The organism is Gimesia alba, from assembly GCF_007744675.1.
GTDB lineage: Bacteria > Planctomycetota > Planctomycetia > Planctomycetales > Planctomycetaceae > Gimesia > Gimesia alba.
Map to the genome: position 1 here is coordinate 3,167,873 of NZ_CP036269.1, position 16,291 is coordinate 3,184,163.

Consider the following 16,291-nt stretch of genomic DNA (forward strand, 5'->3'; position numbering starts at 1 on the left):
CTTAAAAAACAGCAGAATGCGGACTTTGTTTGCCCCCTTTGCTGCAAAGGTTTTAGCGGCCCATACTTCCACCTGTATTTTTTTTCTTAATCGGAGTATGGAAGTGAATATGACTCTCACCGATGACAGCCGTCAGCTGGTTTTCAAATTCATTACTGCAGGAAACACGCATGCTGCCGGGAGGATTCAGAACATAGCGCAAGTGGGTATTGGGTTTCTCCTGGTCGACGGAATCAACGACGAGAAGGACTTCTGTCTGTCCCGGGTACTGTGTCAGCACATCATGCACGTTGACCATATCCTGGCGTGTGTGAACACCGCGTTTAAAATTGATGGCCAGCCGGTCGGTGAACTGCTTGCGGGCATCATTCAGGGTCAGCAGCTGATCAACGATCACATTCGGTTCCCTGCCCCGTTTATCAATTTTTCCTTTGATAATCACCATCGCTTCCATTTTGACTTTTTCGCCCATAGATGCGAACTGTTCGGGCCACATGATGCAGCGAACCAGGCCGTGGGGGTCTTCGAGGTCAAAGTTAGCGTAACGAGTATTCCCGTTCTTGCTTGGCTTTTTGGTAGCAGCCATTTTGATCGAGGAAACCATGCCAGCCAGGATGACTTCTTCGCGATCATCCATCTCCGCCAGCTCGTTTGTCTGGTGTTGCGCATACTTGGTAAGTGCAGTTCCCATTTCGGCCAGCGGGTGTGATGTGAGGTAAAAACCGAAGACTTCTTTTTCCGCACCCAGTTTCTGGGCACGAGGCCAATCCTCCGCTTCCGGTAATAATGTTTCCTCAGCGCCGCCTGATTCATCAGCCGCGGGTTCGTCGTCAAAGAGACTTTTCTGCCCGCGTGCTCGGTCTCGATGAATATTCAGGGCTGACTGGACGGCCCGCTCGACAGACAGCATCAATTGTGCCTGGTTGCCTCCCAGGCTGCTGAGCGCGCCCGCTTTGATCAGAATTTCGAGCGTACTTTTATTCAACGTTTTGGGGTCGACCCGTTCGCAGAGATTGTACAGATTCAGGAATGGTCCGTTCTCTTCACGATCTTCGACAACCGCTTCCAGTACCTGTTCGCCGACCCCTTTGATGGCTCCCATACCGAAACGAATTTTCTCGCCTTCGACGCTGAATTCGACGTCCGAGTGATTGATATCGGGGGGCAGTACTTCAATTTTCATGCGGCGGCAGTCATCGACATGTTCGTTGATGCGCTCGTGACTTTCCATTCCGCAGGAAAGGAGTGCCGCCATGAATTCTTTGGGGTAATGTGCTTTGAGATAGGCAGTCGCATAAGCCACGCCGCCGTAGGCAGTCGAGTGCGATTTGTTAAATCCGTAACCGGCAAATTTTTCGATCATCTCGAACAGATCGGTTGCCAGTTTGACGTCTACATCGTTTTCTTTGGCACCCGCCAGATATTGATCGCGGAAGTCGGCGATGATCTTCAGTTTTTTCTTACTGATGGCTTTGATACAGCGATACGCGGCTGAAAGCTCGATGCCTCCCACACGGTTTAGAATCCGCATGACTTGTTCCTGGTAGACCATCACGCCGTAGGTCTCGTCCAGAATTTCATCCACAATCGGATGCACTTTCGGGATCGGAATCCGGTTGTGCTTTACATCAACGTACTGCATCACCATCCCCCCTTCCAGAGGTCCCGGGCGATACAAGGCGGAGGTCGCGATGATGTCTTCGAATTTGTCGGGACGCATCTTGGTCAGTAGGTCACGCATCCCGCCACTTTCCAACTGGAAGATCCCTTTGGTTTCTCCCCGCTGCAGGAGTTCGAACGTTTCCTTGTCATCCAGAGGCAGCTTGTGAGGATTGATATCGATGCCGCAATGTTTTTTTACGTTCTGAACGGCTTTGTCCAGAATCGTCAGGTTGCGCAAACCGAGGAAGTCCATCTTGAGCAGGCCCACCGATTCAACGGTGGGGCCATCCCACTGGGTGATGATGTCTGTCTTGCCGGTAATGGTCTGCAGCGGGACGACTTCAGAGAGAGGCAGGTCGGCGACCACAACCCCCGCCGCATGAGTACCGGCACTACGGCATAAGCCTTCGAGTTGCATTGCCAGATCGAGGAGTTGTTTGACTTCCGAATCCTGATCGTAGGCGGTTTGCAGATCGGGACTTTCTGTGAGCGCGTCCTTGAGTTTGATTCCGAGTGAGTCAGGAATCATCTTGGCGATTTCGTTCACACGTGCCAGCGGGACACCCAGCGCGCGTCCGACGTCTCGAATGGCGGCTTTCGCTTTGAGAGTACCAAACGTGCCGATTTGCGCCACACTTTTCTCGCCGTATTTTTGTTTGGTGTAATCGATCACCAACTGACGGCGGTCGCGACAGAAGTCGATATCGATATCGGGTGGTTCCGAACGGCTGGGGTCCAGGAATCGTTCAAACAGCAGGTCATATTTCAGCGGGCAGACCTGTGACATTCCCAACAGGAAGGCCACGATTGCCCCACAGGCCGAACCACGGGCCGTACAGGGGATTCCTTCGTTTTCCGCAAACTGGACGAAGTCCCAGACGATCAGGAAGTAGCTGGAATAACCCATTTGCTCAATCACACCCAGTTCGAGGTGTAGTCGATCCCAGTGGGCCTGTGTCAGTTCGTCGCCATATTTCAGCGGCAGGCGCTCTTCACAGAGTTTGCGCAGGTATTGCGTATCGGTCATGCCGTCAGGTGGCTGGAAGACCGGGTAGAATTTTTTATCTGACATCTGAATGTCAACCCGTTCCGCCAGTTCCTGTGTGCGTGCGACCGCGTGTTCCAATCCTGGAAAGGCATCGTACATTTCATCCTGGGTGCGGACGAAAAACTGATCGCCGGTCATTTTCATCCGTTTTTCATCACTCACGACTGAGCGCGTACTGACACACAGCAGAACGTCTTGGGCGACGGCGTCTTTCTGGTCGACATAATGGGCGTCGTTGGTGGCGACAAGAGGCAGCCCCATTTTATTAGCCAGATCGACTGTTCCTTCCAGGCACTGCCGCTGGATCTCCAGCCCCGCATTCTGTACTTCCATATAAACCCGGTCGCCAAATACTTTTTCGTACCAGGCGCAGAGCTTTTCTGCTTCTTCCCAGTTTTCTCCCAGGATATGGTGCGACAGTTCTCCTGCTGCACAGCCTGTGAGCAGGATCAGGCCTTCGCTATGGGCTTCGAGGATTTCCTTGTCGATACGGGGTTTGTAATAAAAGCCTTCGAGATACGATGTGGAAGAAAGTTTGATTAGATTTTCAAAGCCCTGCCGATTCTGTGCCAGCAATGTCAGGTGAAAACTGGCCTCTTTCATCCGCGAAGCCCCTTTTTCGAAGCGGCTGCGGGGGGCGATATACGCTTCCAGTCCCAAGATCGGATTTACATCCTGACTGCGACACTGCTGGTAAAAGTCCATCGCGCCGTACAGATTGCCGTGGTCGGTGATCGCCAGCGAATCCATGCCGGCTTCTTTGACTTTACTTACCATTTCAGGGATGCGGCTGGCCCCATCCAGCATACTGAAATGGGTATGACAATGTAGATGAGCAAAAGGGCGTGGGTCGCTCATAATATTCCGTGCTCCCGTCTATTTGGACGCCATCCAGGCTATGATCAGCCTAAGCTGTGAGAGAATTTGAGTGAAGAAAACGGAAGAGAGCTTCTCCCCTGCTTCTACTCTTGAGTGTATTTGTATTCTCTCGTTTGTCAATCAACCTTGCGGCTTTGGGATTTTGATTTTTGATATGTGTGAGAGTTGATGAAACGGGAGTTGTATTTGTTTTCTGGAAAATGTCCACCTGCCAGATTCAGGTGAATAGCAGGTTCGATCAGCCAATCCAGAGGTTGATGTACCAGTTCACGCCGTCGGAGAGTGGCGGGATAAAATCGCAGGCTAGTAATAGCGGCATGTAGAAGGATGCGAAGAACGGGGAGCTCATCGAATTAAACGACGCGTACCATTGCCAGAAGAAGGGGCCGATGGAAAGGACATACAGAGAAAAAAGGATCGTCACCTGAATTAGTGATTTGATCATATACCGCCACCACGACCATTTCGGGAGATCCGCTGGCTGTTTCTGATCAGGCAGTACAGGTGCTTGCGTTGATTCACTTTCCATAATGACTATTCTATCCGTCAGGTCCAAGTCGGGTCAAATGCGAGATTTCCGATGGGACTGGATTGCTGCATCTTTTCATGTAAAATTCATCATTGTCGGTAACCTACGGGAGCTTGTGGTTTTCGCGAAACCAGTCCATGGTTTCCGTCATTGCCTGTTGAAACGACTTTTTGGGGTGATAATCGAGTTCTTGCTGGGCTTTTTGTGTGCTGAAGTCCAGGTTCAGCCCCAGGAACTTGATGCGTGCCTGTGAGAGGATGGGGGCCTGTTTTTTTCCGAGGAATTTCCAGAGGCCTTCCAGCACCCGGGCCAGATTCCTCGCAATTGTAAGCGGAACGACTTTTTTGGGGATTGGATACCGAGCCAGCTCAGCAATGGTAGAGATGAATTCCCGTTTCGTGACCAGAGTGATGTCTGTGATATTATAAATCTGGCTGAGCGATTCTTCGTTGAATAGAGACAGAAAAATAGCGTCGACCAGATGTTCGACGTAGGTATTATTCATCAGGTTCTCGGGAGTGCCGAGGTATGCGAACTGTCCTGATTTCAAGCGCTCCAGAATACGCGGTAAGACGGTACGATCGCGCGGGCCGTAAATAAATCCGGGACGTAGAATTGTGTATGGGAGAGAATGCTTTTGCAGAAGCTGCTCGGCTTCGATTTTACTGAGCGTGTAACCATCGATGCCAGCGGTATGAGGCGGCTCAGTTTCATCGGTACCAAAATGATCGCGGGCTTCATACACGCCGAGCGAACTGATGTGAATGAAATGTTTGATCAGACATTGTTCCTCGAGTGCGGTCAGTAAATATTCCAGCCCGCCGACGTTGGTTTTCCGATATTCGTCGATCGCTCCCCAGTCGCCTACCTTTGCAGCCGTGTGCACGACAATTGTCACGCCGCGTAGTACATCTTTGAGTGTTTTATAGTCTGTGAGATCCGCTTCGATCAGCTCGGCCCCCTGCTCTGCTAAGAACTCTGCCTCTGCCGGTGAACGCACCAGGGCCATTGTCGGAATTCCTGATTCCAGTGCGCGTTGAATCACGCGACTGCCAACCAGGCCTGTCCCGCCTGTTACCAACAGTTTCTCTTCCGATTCCACAGTCATATCTGTCATCCTGATTCAAAGTCTGGGGAGGAGAAGTTGATTGCGTTCATGCAGGGTCTTCTCGTTTGAGGGCATCGACGATTTTGGTTGAACGGGGGCCCTGCCCCTTGAAGTGAAAAGTACGTGCTGTTTCAGAACTGTGTTCGATGTTGATTTGCAGTAAATCCCGCGGCAAGACTTCCGCGACTTTGTCGGCCCATTCGATCAGGCAGACGCCATTTGCATACAGCAGGTCATCGGCACCCAGTTCCAGAAATTCATCGGTATCCTGCAAGCGGTAGGTATCGAAGTGATACAGCGGCAGATTTCCCTGGTATTCCTGGATCAGAACAAATGTGGGGCTATTGACCTCCGCTCGATCCACGCCCAGCGCCTCTGCAATTGCCTGAACCAGACGGGTTTTTCCTGCACCCAGATTGCCATTTAAAGCAATCACAGTACCCGGCTCGAGCAGTTTTGCCAGCATGGTTCCCAGGCGTTGGGTCTCTGTTTCACTGGTTGATTGAAAGGTCCACTCTGAAGCAGTGTCCAAGGAATGTTCTCTCTGAATAGTTTGCAAAAAAGTCGATGTGATATGGCAGGTATAGCTTTTTTCTGACGAAATCACAATACAAGCTATTTTCAGAGTGGGATGAAAAAAGTAATAAAAACAGGCAGACAGTCTTATGAACCTGATTCCCAAATTCCTGTCTAGCTCTGTAGAATAGAGTCTGCTTTCAAATCGAACTCCCGCCTTGAAGTTATACCTGTAATGTCTCACGCCTATCGTTGTTTGATCTGTCTCACGCTGACTCACATCATCGTTGATGCTTCGGCGATCATTGTTGGCCCCTTGTGGGGTGAGTTGAAACGTGTGCATTCATTAACTGAGAACACATTGTTCATGGTGTTGACCATTCATGCGCTTGCATCCTCTCTCGCGCAGCCGGTCTTTGGATATCTGCGCGATCGGTATCCGATCAAATCGATTCTGTGGCTGGGACCATTACTGGGAGCGGCACTGATGCCGATGGTGGGGCCGGCCAACAGCGTACTCGTGTTGAGTGTGGCGCTCTTACTGGGGGGAATTGGCATTGGGTCTTTTCATCCGGAAGCGGCGGTGGTGGCTGGATCATTAATACCAGAACGCCGCACACGGAGTCTGTCGCTGTTCATGTTTGGCGGCGCCATGGGTTTGGCGCTGGGGCCGCTGATTTGTGGTGCGATTGTTTCGACCTGGGGGCTGTCCAGTATCTGGGTGTTGGCGCCCCTGTATTCCGGGCTGATTATTTTCCTGTACCAGTTTGGAAAGCCGCCTGCCGCCCTGTTTGAACGGGATCGGAAGAAAAAGGCACAGTCGCTGTCGCAGATGCTGGAAGGACGCGTCTTTTTAGCGTTCTTTCTGTTTCTGGTCTGTTCGCTCAGGCTGGTGCCGAATATGGCGATGGATAAACTGATTTCCTTCATCCTTGAAAATCAGGGCGCGTCGGCTTTTGAGATTGGGATGACGCAATCGGTGTTCCTGTTTTCCGCCAGTGCAGGAATGTTGTTGATGGCGTTCCGTTTCAAGTCGGGCCATGAAAAAGCATTTATGATTGCCTGTCCGCTGCTGGGAATCCCGTTGATGTTGGTACTCGGATGGGAAGGCTGTCCGACATGGCTGATGACGTTACTTCTGATTCCCAGTGGTTTAATTCTATGGGGGACCAGCCCGGCGATGGTTTCCTATTCACATCAACTGTTTCCGAATGGAGGCGGAGTGGCTTCGGCGATTACGATGGGAATGGCCTGGGGGGGAGGCGGTATGATCCAGGCCAAAATTACGAGTCACTTTGTAGCCCTGGATGTTCCGCATCAGGCGTTTCATGCCATCATTCCCTGCCTGATTCTGGCGACCCTGGGCACGCTGTTCCTGCCTGCAGTGGCAACACGAACGCAACCTCAGTCAGAAGCGGTAGAGGCTACTTAAGCAGTGCCTGCTTTTCATCTCTATGAATGTGGTTTTGTCTGATAGCATCAAGCTTGTCAGGAATCAGTCCTGTTGTAGGAAGTTGTACAGAGAAATTAGGCTGATTGGTTTGTCATCGTACAACTCCAATTCGAAAAGTTTGGTTACAGAGATTTGAATCATGCGGAACGGCGTCAACAAAGCAAGAGTGAAATCGCAGAAAGTGACATTGATCTTTCGTAATTTTTCTCTGAAGCGTCAACGATGGTCAAAGAATGCGACTGCACATAAGAAACCCGAAAAAGGGAATGTTGAATTTGAGCCTTTAAAAACAGGGGTTTTGAATAGTGGATCGATTAACAGGTTCTGTCGTATGCACTATAAAAAAACGAGTCACTCGCGCGCGCGACGCTAACCCCGCAATTTAAGGGGTGGCATGAGGGAGTCAAGAGGTGAATTAAAGCCTTGTTTTTCAGGTGTTTTTTGAAGGGTTGGGATAAAAATCCTGTTTCAATGGCAAGTCGTTTTCTTGTTGAACTGCGACAAAGATTTCGATTAATTTGGTGAAAAAATATCTTTCAGTGCGAGAATTTCAGGAGTCAATCATCGAGCTGACACAAGATGTGGTATGCGAAAGTTTGAATGAGAAAATATTCGCTCAAAATGATCGATTCGCTGGACAGCCTGATTTCAGGTTACTAAGATCCGCTCACTCAAGTGATTTGGAATGATTCAGTAACAAACATTTGAGGCTACTGAGTTTTTTTCAGTACGACACGGACCGAAGGAACGGACCGCTAAAAGAGAATGGATTCTATTTCTATTCGTTCGATCAGGGGGGATTTTCATCCGCTCGAACGCACTTCTTTGGCGCGTCTTTCTGTAGTTTGCTTCCGCCGGTCTGTTAATTGGGGAGTTCCCGTTTTATCCCCGGAATATTTTTGACCGCACAGGAAGTGCATTGAAGTGAAGGATGGAACCATGTCGAAAAAGCCCTTGATCGGAATTACCGGAGACTACCGCGCTGAGCAAAAAGAAGCACAGGCGTTAAGCTGGTTTTATACCGGCTATTATGATTCTGTAACCGATGCTGGTGGGATTCCTATGATGATTCCCCCGTTGGCTGATGATGATGACTTAAAACAGTTTTTGAATCAATTGGATGGTCTGGTGCTTTCAGGGTGTACTCTGGACCTTGATCCCGTTCGTCTGGGATTTGAAAAACATCCCGCCTCTCGGGCGATGCCTCTGCGTCGTGAAGACTTTGATCGCCGGATCTGCACTATGGCAATGGAAATGAAAATGCCTATTCTGGCAATCGGTTCCGGCATGCAGATGATGAACGTAATCAGTGGCGGAACGCTGCATCAGCATGTGACGGAAGATGTTCCCGGAGCGATGTATCACCGCGATGGAGTGGAATCCAATCTAAGACATATTATCAATATTGTTCCCGGTACGCGGGTCGATAAAATGTACGGCCCGGGTGAAATTCGAGTGAATAGCCAGCACCATATGGCTGTGAATTATATTTCTAAAATGTTTGTGGTTTCAGCGACAGCCCCCGATGGTGTCGTCGAAGCAATCGAAGTTCCTGATGAAGACTGGTTCTGTGTAGGCGTGCAATGGCATCCGCAAAATCATTCTGCGTCTGCCTTGGATATGCAGGTCTTCGAAAACTTCCTGACGGCTTGTGAAGAGCCCGAACCACAAATTCTGCAAATGCCTGTCCGCAAGGCTGCCTGACCCGAATTTCGGGGTGTTTCATTTCAGTCAGCTTTGTGTCATCGTGAGTCGATGTACTCGAAAATCGGCAAGTCATAACGACTTGCCGATTTTTTATTTCTCGGTCTGGAAATCGGAATCTCTGAATTTGTAGCGGTTAATCTGACGATAACGATAATATGCGATCGAATCCCGCGATGACTGACGACTCATCGTATTCCATTCTTGATCAAAGAAGCGATGTAACTAAAAGACAGATAACAGTTTAACGATGGATCGTGGAAACTGGATCTGTAAACTGAGCCCGAAACAGAAACTATGACGACTGCGCAATACCGGGTCGATCTGAATATATACAGTGGTCCATTGGACTTACTGTTGTATTTGATTCGACGTAATGAACTGGACATTCTCGACCTGCCCATCGCTCGAATTACGGCATCTTTTAACGAGTTTCTCGATGTTCTGGAATTGATTGATCTGGATTTGGTTGGCGATTTCATCGTGATGGCCAGCACGCTGACCGAAATCAAAAGCCGAATGGTTTTGCCTCGCGCGGAAGAAGAAGAAATTGCTGAGGTCATTGATGATCCTCGTAGCGATTTGATTCAGCAGTTATTGGAATATAAAAAGTTCAAGGATGCAGCCAATGCGCTGGAAGAACACGCAGCGGAATGGCAGGAACACTATCCTCGTCTAACGGATGAGCGTCCGAAATCAGGGAAAGATCCTTCCGAAGACTTGATTAAAGAAGTCGAGCTGTGGGACCTGGTCAGTGCGCTAGCGCGGGTTGTCAAGCGCAAGGAAGTCGAAGAGCAGTCAAGCATTACCTATGATGATACGCCGATTTCGACTTATGTCGAACTGATTGGTGCCCGTGTTCGTGAAGAACAACGAGTTGCATTCAGTGACTTCTTTGAAGGGGAAAAACTACGCAGCCGGATTATTGGTATTTTCCTGGCGATTCTGGAATTGTTGCGACATCATCAATTTCGGGCAGAGCAGCCTGTAGAATACAGCGAAATCTGGGTTATGCCTCCTATGACGGATGCCGGTGAGTCAGATTCGAATGAAACGGATGAACTGGATGCGAGCCAGGATGGTGTTGTGCAAGCGGAAGGTGTGGAGGAAGCGACCGCATCCTCGGAAGATCTGCCTGAAGTAGAACCCCCTGCTGGTGAAACAGCGTCTGAAGATTAAGCCTACAGTTTTCCCAGGTGTCCAGATTGAAAACGGAGTATCATCTGGGGAAAATTGCACTGGCGCCTGAAATAGATAGCACTTTGATTCTGCTCTTTTGGTCCCTTTCCCCTGTTGAAGGCTTTCCTCTACAATACACTGAGTTATCTCCATGTTAGATCTGAGGCTCTGTGTTTAAAAAAGTTCTGTTGGTAAATGACAGGACTAGAGGAATGAGAGAGTATGTCCGTTTTCCAGCTGAAGAGCGACTTCCAACCCTCGGGTGATCAACCTCGTGCAATTGAAGGACTGGTCAAGGGGATTAAAGAGGGAAAGTCAGATCAGGTGTTGCTGGGCGTGACGGGATCAGGGAAAACGTTCACTATGGCGAATGTGATCGCAGAACTGGGCCGCCCTGCTCTGATTCTATCGCATAATAAAACTCTGGCCGCCCAATTGTATTCGGAGTTTAAGGAGTTTTTCCCGGAAAACGCCGTCACGTATTTTGTCAGCTATTATGATTATTATCAGCCGGAAGCCTATATTCCACAGCGGGATATTTACATTGAGAAAGATGCGTCGATCAATGATGAAATTGATCGTCTGCGCTTATTGGCGACCAGCGCGCTGGTCAGTCGTCGTGATGTGATTGTTGTGGCCAGCGTCAGTTGCATTTATGGTTTGGGGTCTCCCAAAGATTATCTGGAGATGATGATCCCGCTTCGGGTGGGCATAGAGATTGACCGCGATGAGATGCTGCGGAAGCTGATTGATATTCAGTATGATCGAAATAATGTGGAGCTTTCGCGGGCGAAATTTCGAGTTCGCGGAGATGTGGTTGAGTGCTGGCCCGCTTATGAAGAGTTCGCGTATCGGATTGAATTCTGGGGCGATGAAATCGAAAATCTAGCGGTCATTAATCCTTTGACGGGAGAAGTGCTGCGGACCGTGCAAGAAGCCTATATTTATCCGGCCAAGCATTTTGTTTTGCCTCAGGAGCGGATTGAGTCTGCTATTCACGAGATTCAAAGCGAACTGGATGAACGGTTGCAGGTCCTGCAGAATGAGGGGAAGTTACTGGAGTCCCAAAGGCTCAGTGCGCGAACTCGGTATGATATGGAATTGCTGGAAGAAGTGGGCTTTTGTCCGGGGATCGAGAATTACAGCCGCGCGCTGGCGGGTAGAAAACCGGGATCACCGCCGGATACGTTGCTCGACTTCTTCCCCGATGATTATCTGTTATTCGTTGACGAATCGCATGTGACCGTCTCTCAGGTACGTGCGATGTTTGCGGGAGACCGATCTCGAAAGACCAATCTGGTTGAGCATGGCTTTCGTTTGCCGATGGCGCTTGATAATCGCCCGTTGACTTTTGATGAATGGAACGAACGACGCAGACAGACGGTGTTTGTCTCTGCTACGCCGGGTGACTGGGAGCTGGAGCGTGTTGAAGGGGAAGTCGTGGAACAGGTCATTCGTCCGACTGGGTTGATCGATCCCGTGATTCGAATTGTGCCGGCCCGTGGGCAGGTTCCTCATTTGAAAGAGGAGATTCTGAAACGCGTTGCGGTGAAAGAGCGCGTGCTGGTGACTACGTTGACCAAGCGGCTGGCAGAAGACCTTTCCTCTTATTTTCAAGAGGAAGGGATTCGCTGTGCCTGGTTGCATTCCGAGTTGGATGCGTTTGAACGCGTGGAAATATTACGAGGGCTACGAGAGCAGAAATATGATGTTGTTGTCGGGATCAATTTATTGCGCGAAGGGTTGGATATTCCCGAGGTTTCACTGGTTGCCATTCTGGATGCCGACAAAGAAGGTTTTTTGCGAAGTGAAACCAGTTTGATTCAAACAATCGGCCGTTCGGCTCGGCACGTCAACGCGGAAGTCATTCTCTATGCAGACCGAATGACGAACAGCATGCAGAATGCGATCGATGAAACAGAACGTCGCCGTGCGATTCAGGAAGAATATAATTGCGAGCATGGGATTACGCCGGAGTCTATCAAGAAAGCGATCAAGCGAGGCATTGAAGAAGAAATCGAAGCCCGTCAGCTTGTGCGGGAGTCAGTCGGTTTCTCGGATGAGTCAGAATATATTACCCAGGAATTTCTGGGAGAGCTCGAAAAAGAGATGCTGGAGGCGGCGGAACAGCTGGAGTTTGAGCGAGCCGCATTATTGAGAGATCGGATTGACGATCTGAAAAAAAACGGGGGCAAGTCCGGAAAAACTCAGACCGCAAAAGCGTCCCGGTCTGGAAAAAAAGGAAAACGACAGCGACGCAAACGTTGAGTCTCATGCGCTTCAAGTATTCAAGAACTGCTTTTTGAGAGCAGCTCCCGTGTAAGAGGATGGATGTTGTGCGAGTTCTGCTGGTGTGCCTGTCGTCACAATGGCGCCCCCGGCTTCGCCTGCATCAGGACCCAGGTCGATGATGTGGTCGGCGGCTCGGATCATTTCCAGGTTGTGTTCGATAACAATAATAGAATGTCCGGCTGTGAGTAGATGTTCGAAGCAGTTTAAGACATATTGAATATCCAGCGGGTGCAGGCCAGCCGTCGGTTCATTTATCAGAAAGAGGGTTTTGTTGCGACTGCTGGTAGTCAAGTAGGCAGCGAGTTTTAATCGCTGGCATTCTCCGCCCGAGAGTGAAGGGAGAGGCTGGCCGAGAGGGATGTAACCCAGGCCGACATCTTTGAGTTGTTTCAGTTTTTTTTGCAGCGCTGGCTGACCGCGGAAAAAAGGGAACGCTTCGTCGACGGTCAGTTCCAGTACCTCGGCGATATTGAGTTTGCGGTATTTGATTTCCAGCAGTTCGCGTTGATAGCGTTTTCCGTGACACTCCTGGCAGGTCATGTTTAAGTTTGCCAGGAACTGCAGGTCGATTTCAATCGAGCCCGTCCCCTTACATTCAGGACAGCGGCCGCCGTTCTTGCTGTTAAAACTGAAATGTCGGGGAGAGAGATTACGAAGTTTCGCATCACTGGTTTGAGCGAACACCGTCCGGATGTTGTCGAACAGATTCAGGTAAGTTGCCGGTATGCTCCGGGGAGTCTGGCCTACGAGTGACTGGTCGAGAAAGATCACTTCGTCAATCTGCTCGATGCCAGTGACTGATTGGCAAAACGAAAATGAATGAGCTTGTTCTGTTTTCGTCAGCAGGTCTGACAGAACAGGAAAGAGGGTCTGTTCAATCAGGCTGCTTTTGCCGCTGCCACTGATGCCTGTGACAACGCACAACTGTTCCAGTGGAAATGAAACGTTGATATTTTTCAGATTGTTGCGAGTGACGCCGCTGAGTGTGATCCAGTCGGGGTCTGTTTTTCTGGGAACCAATTTCAGGTCTGCTGGCGAAGAGGCATTTAGAATTTTACCCGTTGGCGAGGATGTTGAGGCAATAAGTTGGGCATAGGGGCCTTCAAAAACAAGTTGGCCCCCTGCTTTACCGGCACCAGGTCCCAGTTCCACAATGTGATCGGCTGCGAGGATGAAGTCGGCATCGTGTTCGACGATGGCAAGTGTGTTGTTGAGGTGACATAGTTTCTGGAGAACAGAAATTACACGTTTATTTTCTACAGGGTGCAGGCCCGAGGATGGTTCATCCAGCACATAGAGTGTGTTGACCAGATTTGAGGACAAAGTGGAGGTTAAAGCGATGCGTTGTGCTTCGCCGCCGGAAAGCGTTCGCATGGAGCGATTGAGTGCCAGGTAGTTGATTCCCAATTCGTCTAACAGATCCAGTCGATGGTTGATTTCACGGAGCAAAGGTGTCACATGTTGTTGGATTGGCTGATTCAGATTTTGCGATAACTCTGAAAACCAGTTTCGCAGCTCCTGAATCGACTGCTGGCAGAGCTGGTCGATGTTGGTGTTTTGGATTTGGACCGCGAGCGCGCCTGCAGTCAGGCGACTGCCATGACAGTCGGGACAAATCTGTGTTGTTTTCAAAGGGCTTGAGGAATCTGATATCAATCCGGTTCCCTGGCAGGTGGGACAAGCACCGGTCGGACTGAAAAAATTAAAGAGTTGTGGTTCTGGAAGGCTGAATTCTTTGTTGCAGCGAGAGCAGATCAGGTCTGTCGAGAAATCAAATCGGAGCCAGGGCTTTTCGTCGACCATCAAGGGGGCTGCTGTTTTCTCGATGTCCTGGTTTTGCTCGAGGAGAATGACGGATTTCCCAGATGATAAATCAAACGCGAGTTCCAGGCTGTCCAGGATACGTTGATCTTCGATGCTCTTGGTGCTCAGACGGTCAATGACAACCAGGAAAAGATCTGCTGAGTGAATGATTTCTGAGGAGCTGTTCGCTGTCAGCTTGTAGGTCTTGTGATTGGCAATGACACGCGTCATGCCTTGCTGGATAAGATCCTCAATGATTTCCGCTAGAGGTTGATCTGATGTTGGAAGGATCGGATAACAAATCTGGTAACGACAGTTTTGGGGCAGCGTTTTCAGAAAATCGAGAATAGATTCCGGTGTTTGGGATATGACCGGTGATTGACATGCGGGACAGACAACTTGTCCTAATGAAGTATACAGCAGTCTCAGGTAGTGGTGGATACCCGATTCGATGGCGACCGTTGGTTCGATTCCGCGGCTGGCTGCAAGTCTTTTGCTTGCGTTTTGCTTGAGGGCAATTGCTGGCGGTATATGAGAAACATGATCGGCGTCTGGCTTGGGGAGTTGGTTCAAATATTGCCGGGCAGACGTAGAGAGCGTCTCAATGTAGCGTCTTTGACCTTCTGCATAAAGCGTGTCGAAAGCCAGGCTGGTCTTGCCGGAACCGCTGACGCCACAGACGACGGTCAATTGATTAAGAGGGATGTCCAGATTGATGTTTTGCAGATTATGGACACGGACGCCACGCAGTTGAATGGCAGGCATCTGCTGGCTGGAAGAAGATCCACTTGGCAACTGATTCGTCATTCGCTGTCAATTTCAGGCAGCATCCGAGGCGTCGAAGTAATTGCTGATCCGATTTTTGGGAGCAAGTCCGGGAGCGAAGTCCTGTTCGGCGCGTTCCATGCGGTATTGCAGAACGTAGGCATCTTCTCCTGCGTCTTCGAAGTAGTTTCTCAGTACAGAAACGGCGCGGAAATCCATTTTGCGGAAAAACAGTTGAGCGGACAGGTTGGTCTCGCGGACTTCTAATACAATCTCACGCCGACGTTGCTGAGACAGTTTATCTATCACGCGTTGCACCATTTGACGTCCAATTCCCTGCTGTCGGAATTCGGGGGCGACGGCAAAGTTCAAAACCTGGATCATCGATTTATGAAGTTCATAAATCATGAAGCCGACGATCTGGTGATTGTGCTCTGCAACCATGCCGATACAGTTTCGTTGTCTGAGGCAGCTCAGAAAATACTCTTCCGTCCAAGTGTATTCAAAGCTCTCCTCTTCAATTCGGAGAACCTCTGGCATATCTCTCCTGATAAGCCAGCGGATTTGCACCATAGTATCTTGGTTTGGATGATGATTGAGACTCATAGTGGCCTTCCTGCTACTGATAAGTACTTCAATAAGTGCCTTGGACAGTTGCTATTCTCTTCATGAGTTCAGCAATAGCCTGGGAAAAATGAATTGAATCGGTTTAGTTGGGCGTCGGAATTTGTAGGTCATGATTGAGGATGTGTTTCGGAGTTGATGACGCCTAAAACAGCGAGGTTGATTCGCGAAAGTTAGCAGAAGTGATTAACGGCGCACAGACGAATTTTTATTTTTTTTGGCAAAAATGAAGCGAATGGGAGAGTTTGCTGCGCAGAAAAAGCCTTCTCAACATGAATTTCTTTGGCGCATTCAAGTGGTAACTGAAGTGCTGCTTAGCCTTTCGGGGGAAGCGGCATTCGTTTTTTCATCATGAGGTGGTTGATGACTTCTTCAACGCCAGTGAGCGCCTTGATTCGATTACAGATGTCCGGACATTCGCCATCAAATTCGAGAACACCTTCGAGGCAAACCCCATTTTTGGTGCGGCGAACAACGAGAGAATTCAGGCAGACGTCCGAATCTAGTGCTAATGCATGCTGAATTTCGCACTCCAGAGAATGGGGCGCATCAAACTGCAATGATGTCGTTCGAATGGCTGCCTTGGCTGGAGTCGGGTTAGAAGATTGGGCGAGAGATTTCTTTTTCATGTGGCTGTTCCTTTCACCACTTTAATATACGGTCCTTCTGTTCGTGCTTTCGGGGAAATCAACCCCGTCTACACGATATCTTAACATTCAGAAAAGAAAC

General features: G+C 49.6%; 11 protein-coding genes. 4 read left to right on the forward strand and 7 right to left on the reverse strand.

The features are described from left to right. Window positions 1–52: 52 nt before the first annotated feature. The 4 genes from dnaE to tsaE form a co-directional block, all read right to left on the reverse strand. A complete protein-coding gene (dnaE, locus tag Pan241w_RS11845; RefSeq protein ID WP_145215559.1) occupies window positions 53–3,568 on the reverse strand; it encodes a DNA polymerase III subunit alpha in 3,516 nt (1,171 codons plus the stop codon). Between the two features lie 259 nt (window positions 3,569–3,827). Further along, a complete protein-coding gene (locus Pan241w_RS11850; RefSeq protein ID WP_145215561.1) occupies window positions 3,828–4,118 on the reverse strand; it encodes a hypothetical protein in 291 nt (96 codons plus the stop codon). A 103-nt stretch (window positions 4,119–4,221) separates the two neighbouring features. Further along, the gene (locus Pan241w_RS11855) at window positions 4,222–5,226 is read right to left on the reverse strand and encodes an NAD-dependent epimerase/dehydratase family protein (protein WP_145215564.1); all 1,005 of its coding nucleotides are present in this window, start codon (window positions 5,224–5,226) and stop codon (window positions 4,222–4,224) included. A gap of 46 nt (window positions 5,227–5,272) precedes the next feature. Continuing rightward, window positions 5,273–5,758, reverse strand: a complete 486-nt coding sequence (tsaE, locus tag Pan241w_RS11860) for a tRNA (adenosine(37)-N6)-threonylcarbamoyltransferase complex ATPase subunit type 1 TsaE (RefSeq protein ID WP_145215567.1) — start codon at window positions 5,756–5,758, stop codon at window positions 5,273–5,275. Between the two features lie 219 nt (window positions 5,759–5,977). Here tsaE and Pan241w_RS11865 point away from each other — a divergent pair, with 219 nt between their 5' ends. The 4 genes from Pan241w_RS11865 (at window position 5,978) to uvrB (ending at window position 12,346) form a co-directional block, all read left to right on the forward strand. Beyond that, window positions 5,978–7,174, forward strand: a complete 1,197-nt coding sequence (locus Pan241w_RS11865; protein ID WP_145215569.1) for an MFS transporter — start codon at window positions 5,978–5,980, stop codon at window positions 7,172–7,174. Window positions 7,175–8,134: 960 nt separating this feature from the next. Next, the gene (locus Pan241w_RS11870; protein WP_145215572.1) at window positions 8,135–8,899 is read left to right on the forward strand and encodes a gamma-glutamyl-gamma-aminobutyrate hydrolase family protein; all 765 of its coding nucleotides are present in this window, start codon (window positions 8,135–8,137) and stop codon (window positions 8,897–8,899) included. A gap of 297 nt (window positions 8,900–9,196) precedes the next feature. Further along, window positions 9,197–10,078 carry a segregation and condensation protein A gene (locus Pan241w_RS11875; RefSeq protein ID WP_232107427.1) on the forward strand — a complete coding sequence of 294 codons (882 nt, stop codon included), beginning with the start codon at window positions 9,197–9,199 and terminating at the stop codon, window positions 10,076–10,078. A 222-nt stretch (window positions 10,079–10,300) separates the two neighbouring features. Then, a complete protein-coding gene (uvrB, locus tag Pan241w_RS11880; protein ID WP_145215575.1) occupies window positions 10,301–12,346 on the forward strand; it encodes an excinuclease ABC subunit UvrB in 2,046 nt (681 codons plus the stop codon). Between the two features lie 12 nt (window positions 12,347–12,358). On the opposite strand, the gene Pan241w_RS11885 is transcribed toward uvrB, so the two are convergent. The 3 genes from Pan241w_RS11885 to Pan241w_RS11895 all read right to left on the reverse strand — a co-directional run bounded on the left by Pan241w_RS11885 (window position 12,359) and on the right by Pan241w_RS11895 (window position 16,191). Then, a complete protein-coding gene (locus Pan241w_RS11885; RefSeq protein WP_145215578.1) occupies window positions 12,359–14,980 on the reverse strand; it encodes an excinuclease ABC subunit UvrA in 2,622 nt (873 codons plus the stop codon). 12 nt (window positions 14,981–14,992) lie between these two features. Continuing rightward, window positions 14,993–15,544, reverse strand: coding sequence for a ribosomal protein S18-alanine N-acetyltransferase (gene rimI / locus Pan241w_RS11890; RefSeq protein WP_145215581.1), 552 nt, complete (start codon window positions 15,542–15,544; stop codon window positions 14,993–14,995). Window positions 15,545–15,876: 332 nt separating this feature from the next. Beyond that, window positions 15,877–16,191, reverse strand: coding sequence for a hypothetical protein (locus Pan241w_RS11895; RefSeq protein WP_145215584.1), 315 nt, complete (start codon window positions 16,189–16,191; stop codon window positions 15,877–15,879). Window positions 16,192–16,291 lie beyond the last annotated feature (100 nt).

Coding starts and splice junctions, on each gene's coding strand:
- Pan241w_RS11850 (WP_145215561.1), bottom strand. CDS start 4,118: ATGGAAAGTGAATCAACGCAAGCACCTGTACTGCCTGATCAGAAACAG.
- Pan241w_RS11855 (WP_145215564.1), bottom strand. CDS start 5,226: ATGACTGTGGAATCGGAAGAGAAACTGTTGGTAACAGGCGGGACAGGC.
- uvrB (WP_145215575.1), top strand. CDS start 10,301: ATGTCCGTTTTCCAGCTGAAGAGCGACTTCCAACCCTCGGGTGATCAA.
- dnaE (WP_145215559.1), bottom strand. CDS start 3,568: ATGAGCGACCCACGCCCTTTTGCTCATCTACATTGTCATACCCATTTC.
- Pan241w_RS11870 (WP_145215572.1), top strand. CDS start 8,135: ATGTCGAAAAAGCCCTTGATCGGAATTACCGGAGACTACCGCGCTGAG.
- Pan241w_RS11885 (WP_145215578.1), bottom strand. CDS start 14,980: ATGACGAATCAGTTGCCAAGTGGATCTTCTTCCAGCCAGCAGATGCCT.
- Pan241w_RS11865 (WP_145215569.1), top strand. CDS start 5,978: ATGTCTCACGCCTATCGTTGTTTGATCTGTCTCACGCTGACTCACATC.
- rimI (WP_145215581.1), bottom strand. CDS start 15,544: ATGAGTCTCAATCATCATCCAAACCAAGATACTATGGTGCAAATCCGC.
- Pan241w_RS11875 (WP_232107427.1), top strand. CDS start 9,197: ATGACGACTGCGCAATACCGGGTCGATCTGAATATATACAGTGGTCCA.
- Pan241w_RS11895 (WP_145215584.1), bottom strand. CDS start 16,191: ATGAAAAAGAAATCTCTCGCCCAATCTTCTAACCCGACTCCAGCCAAG.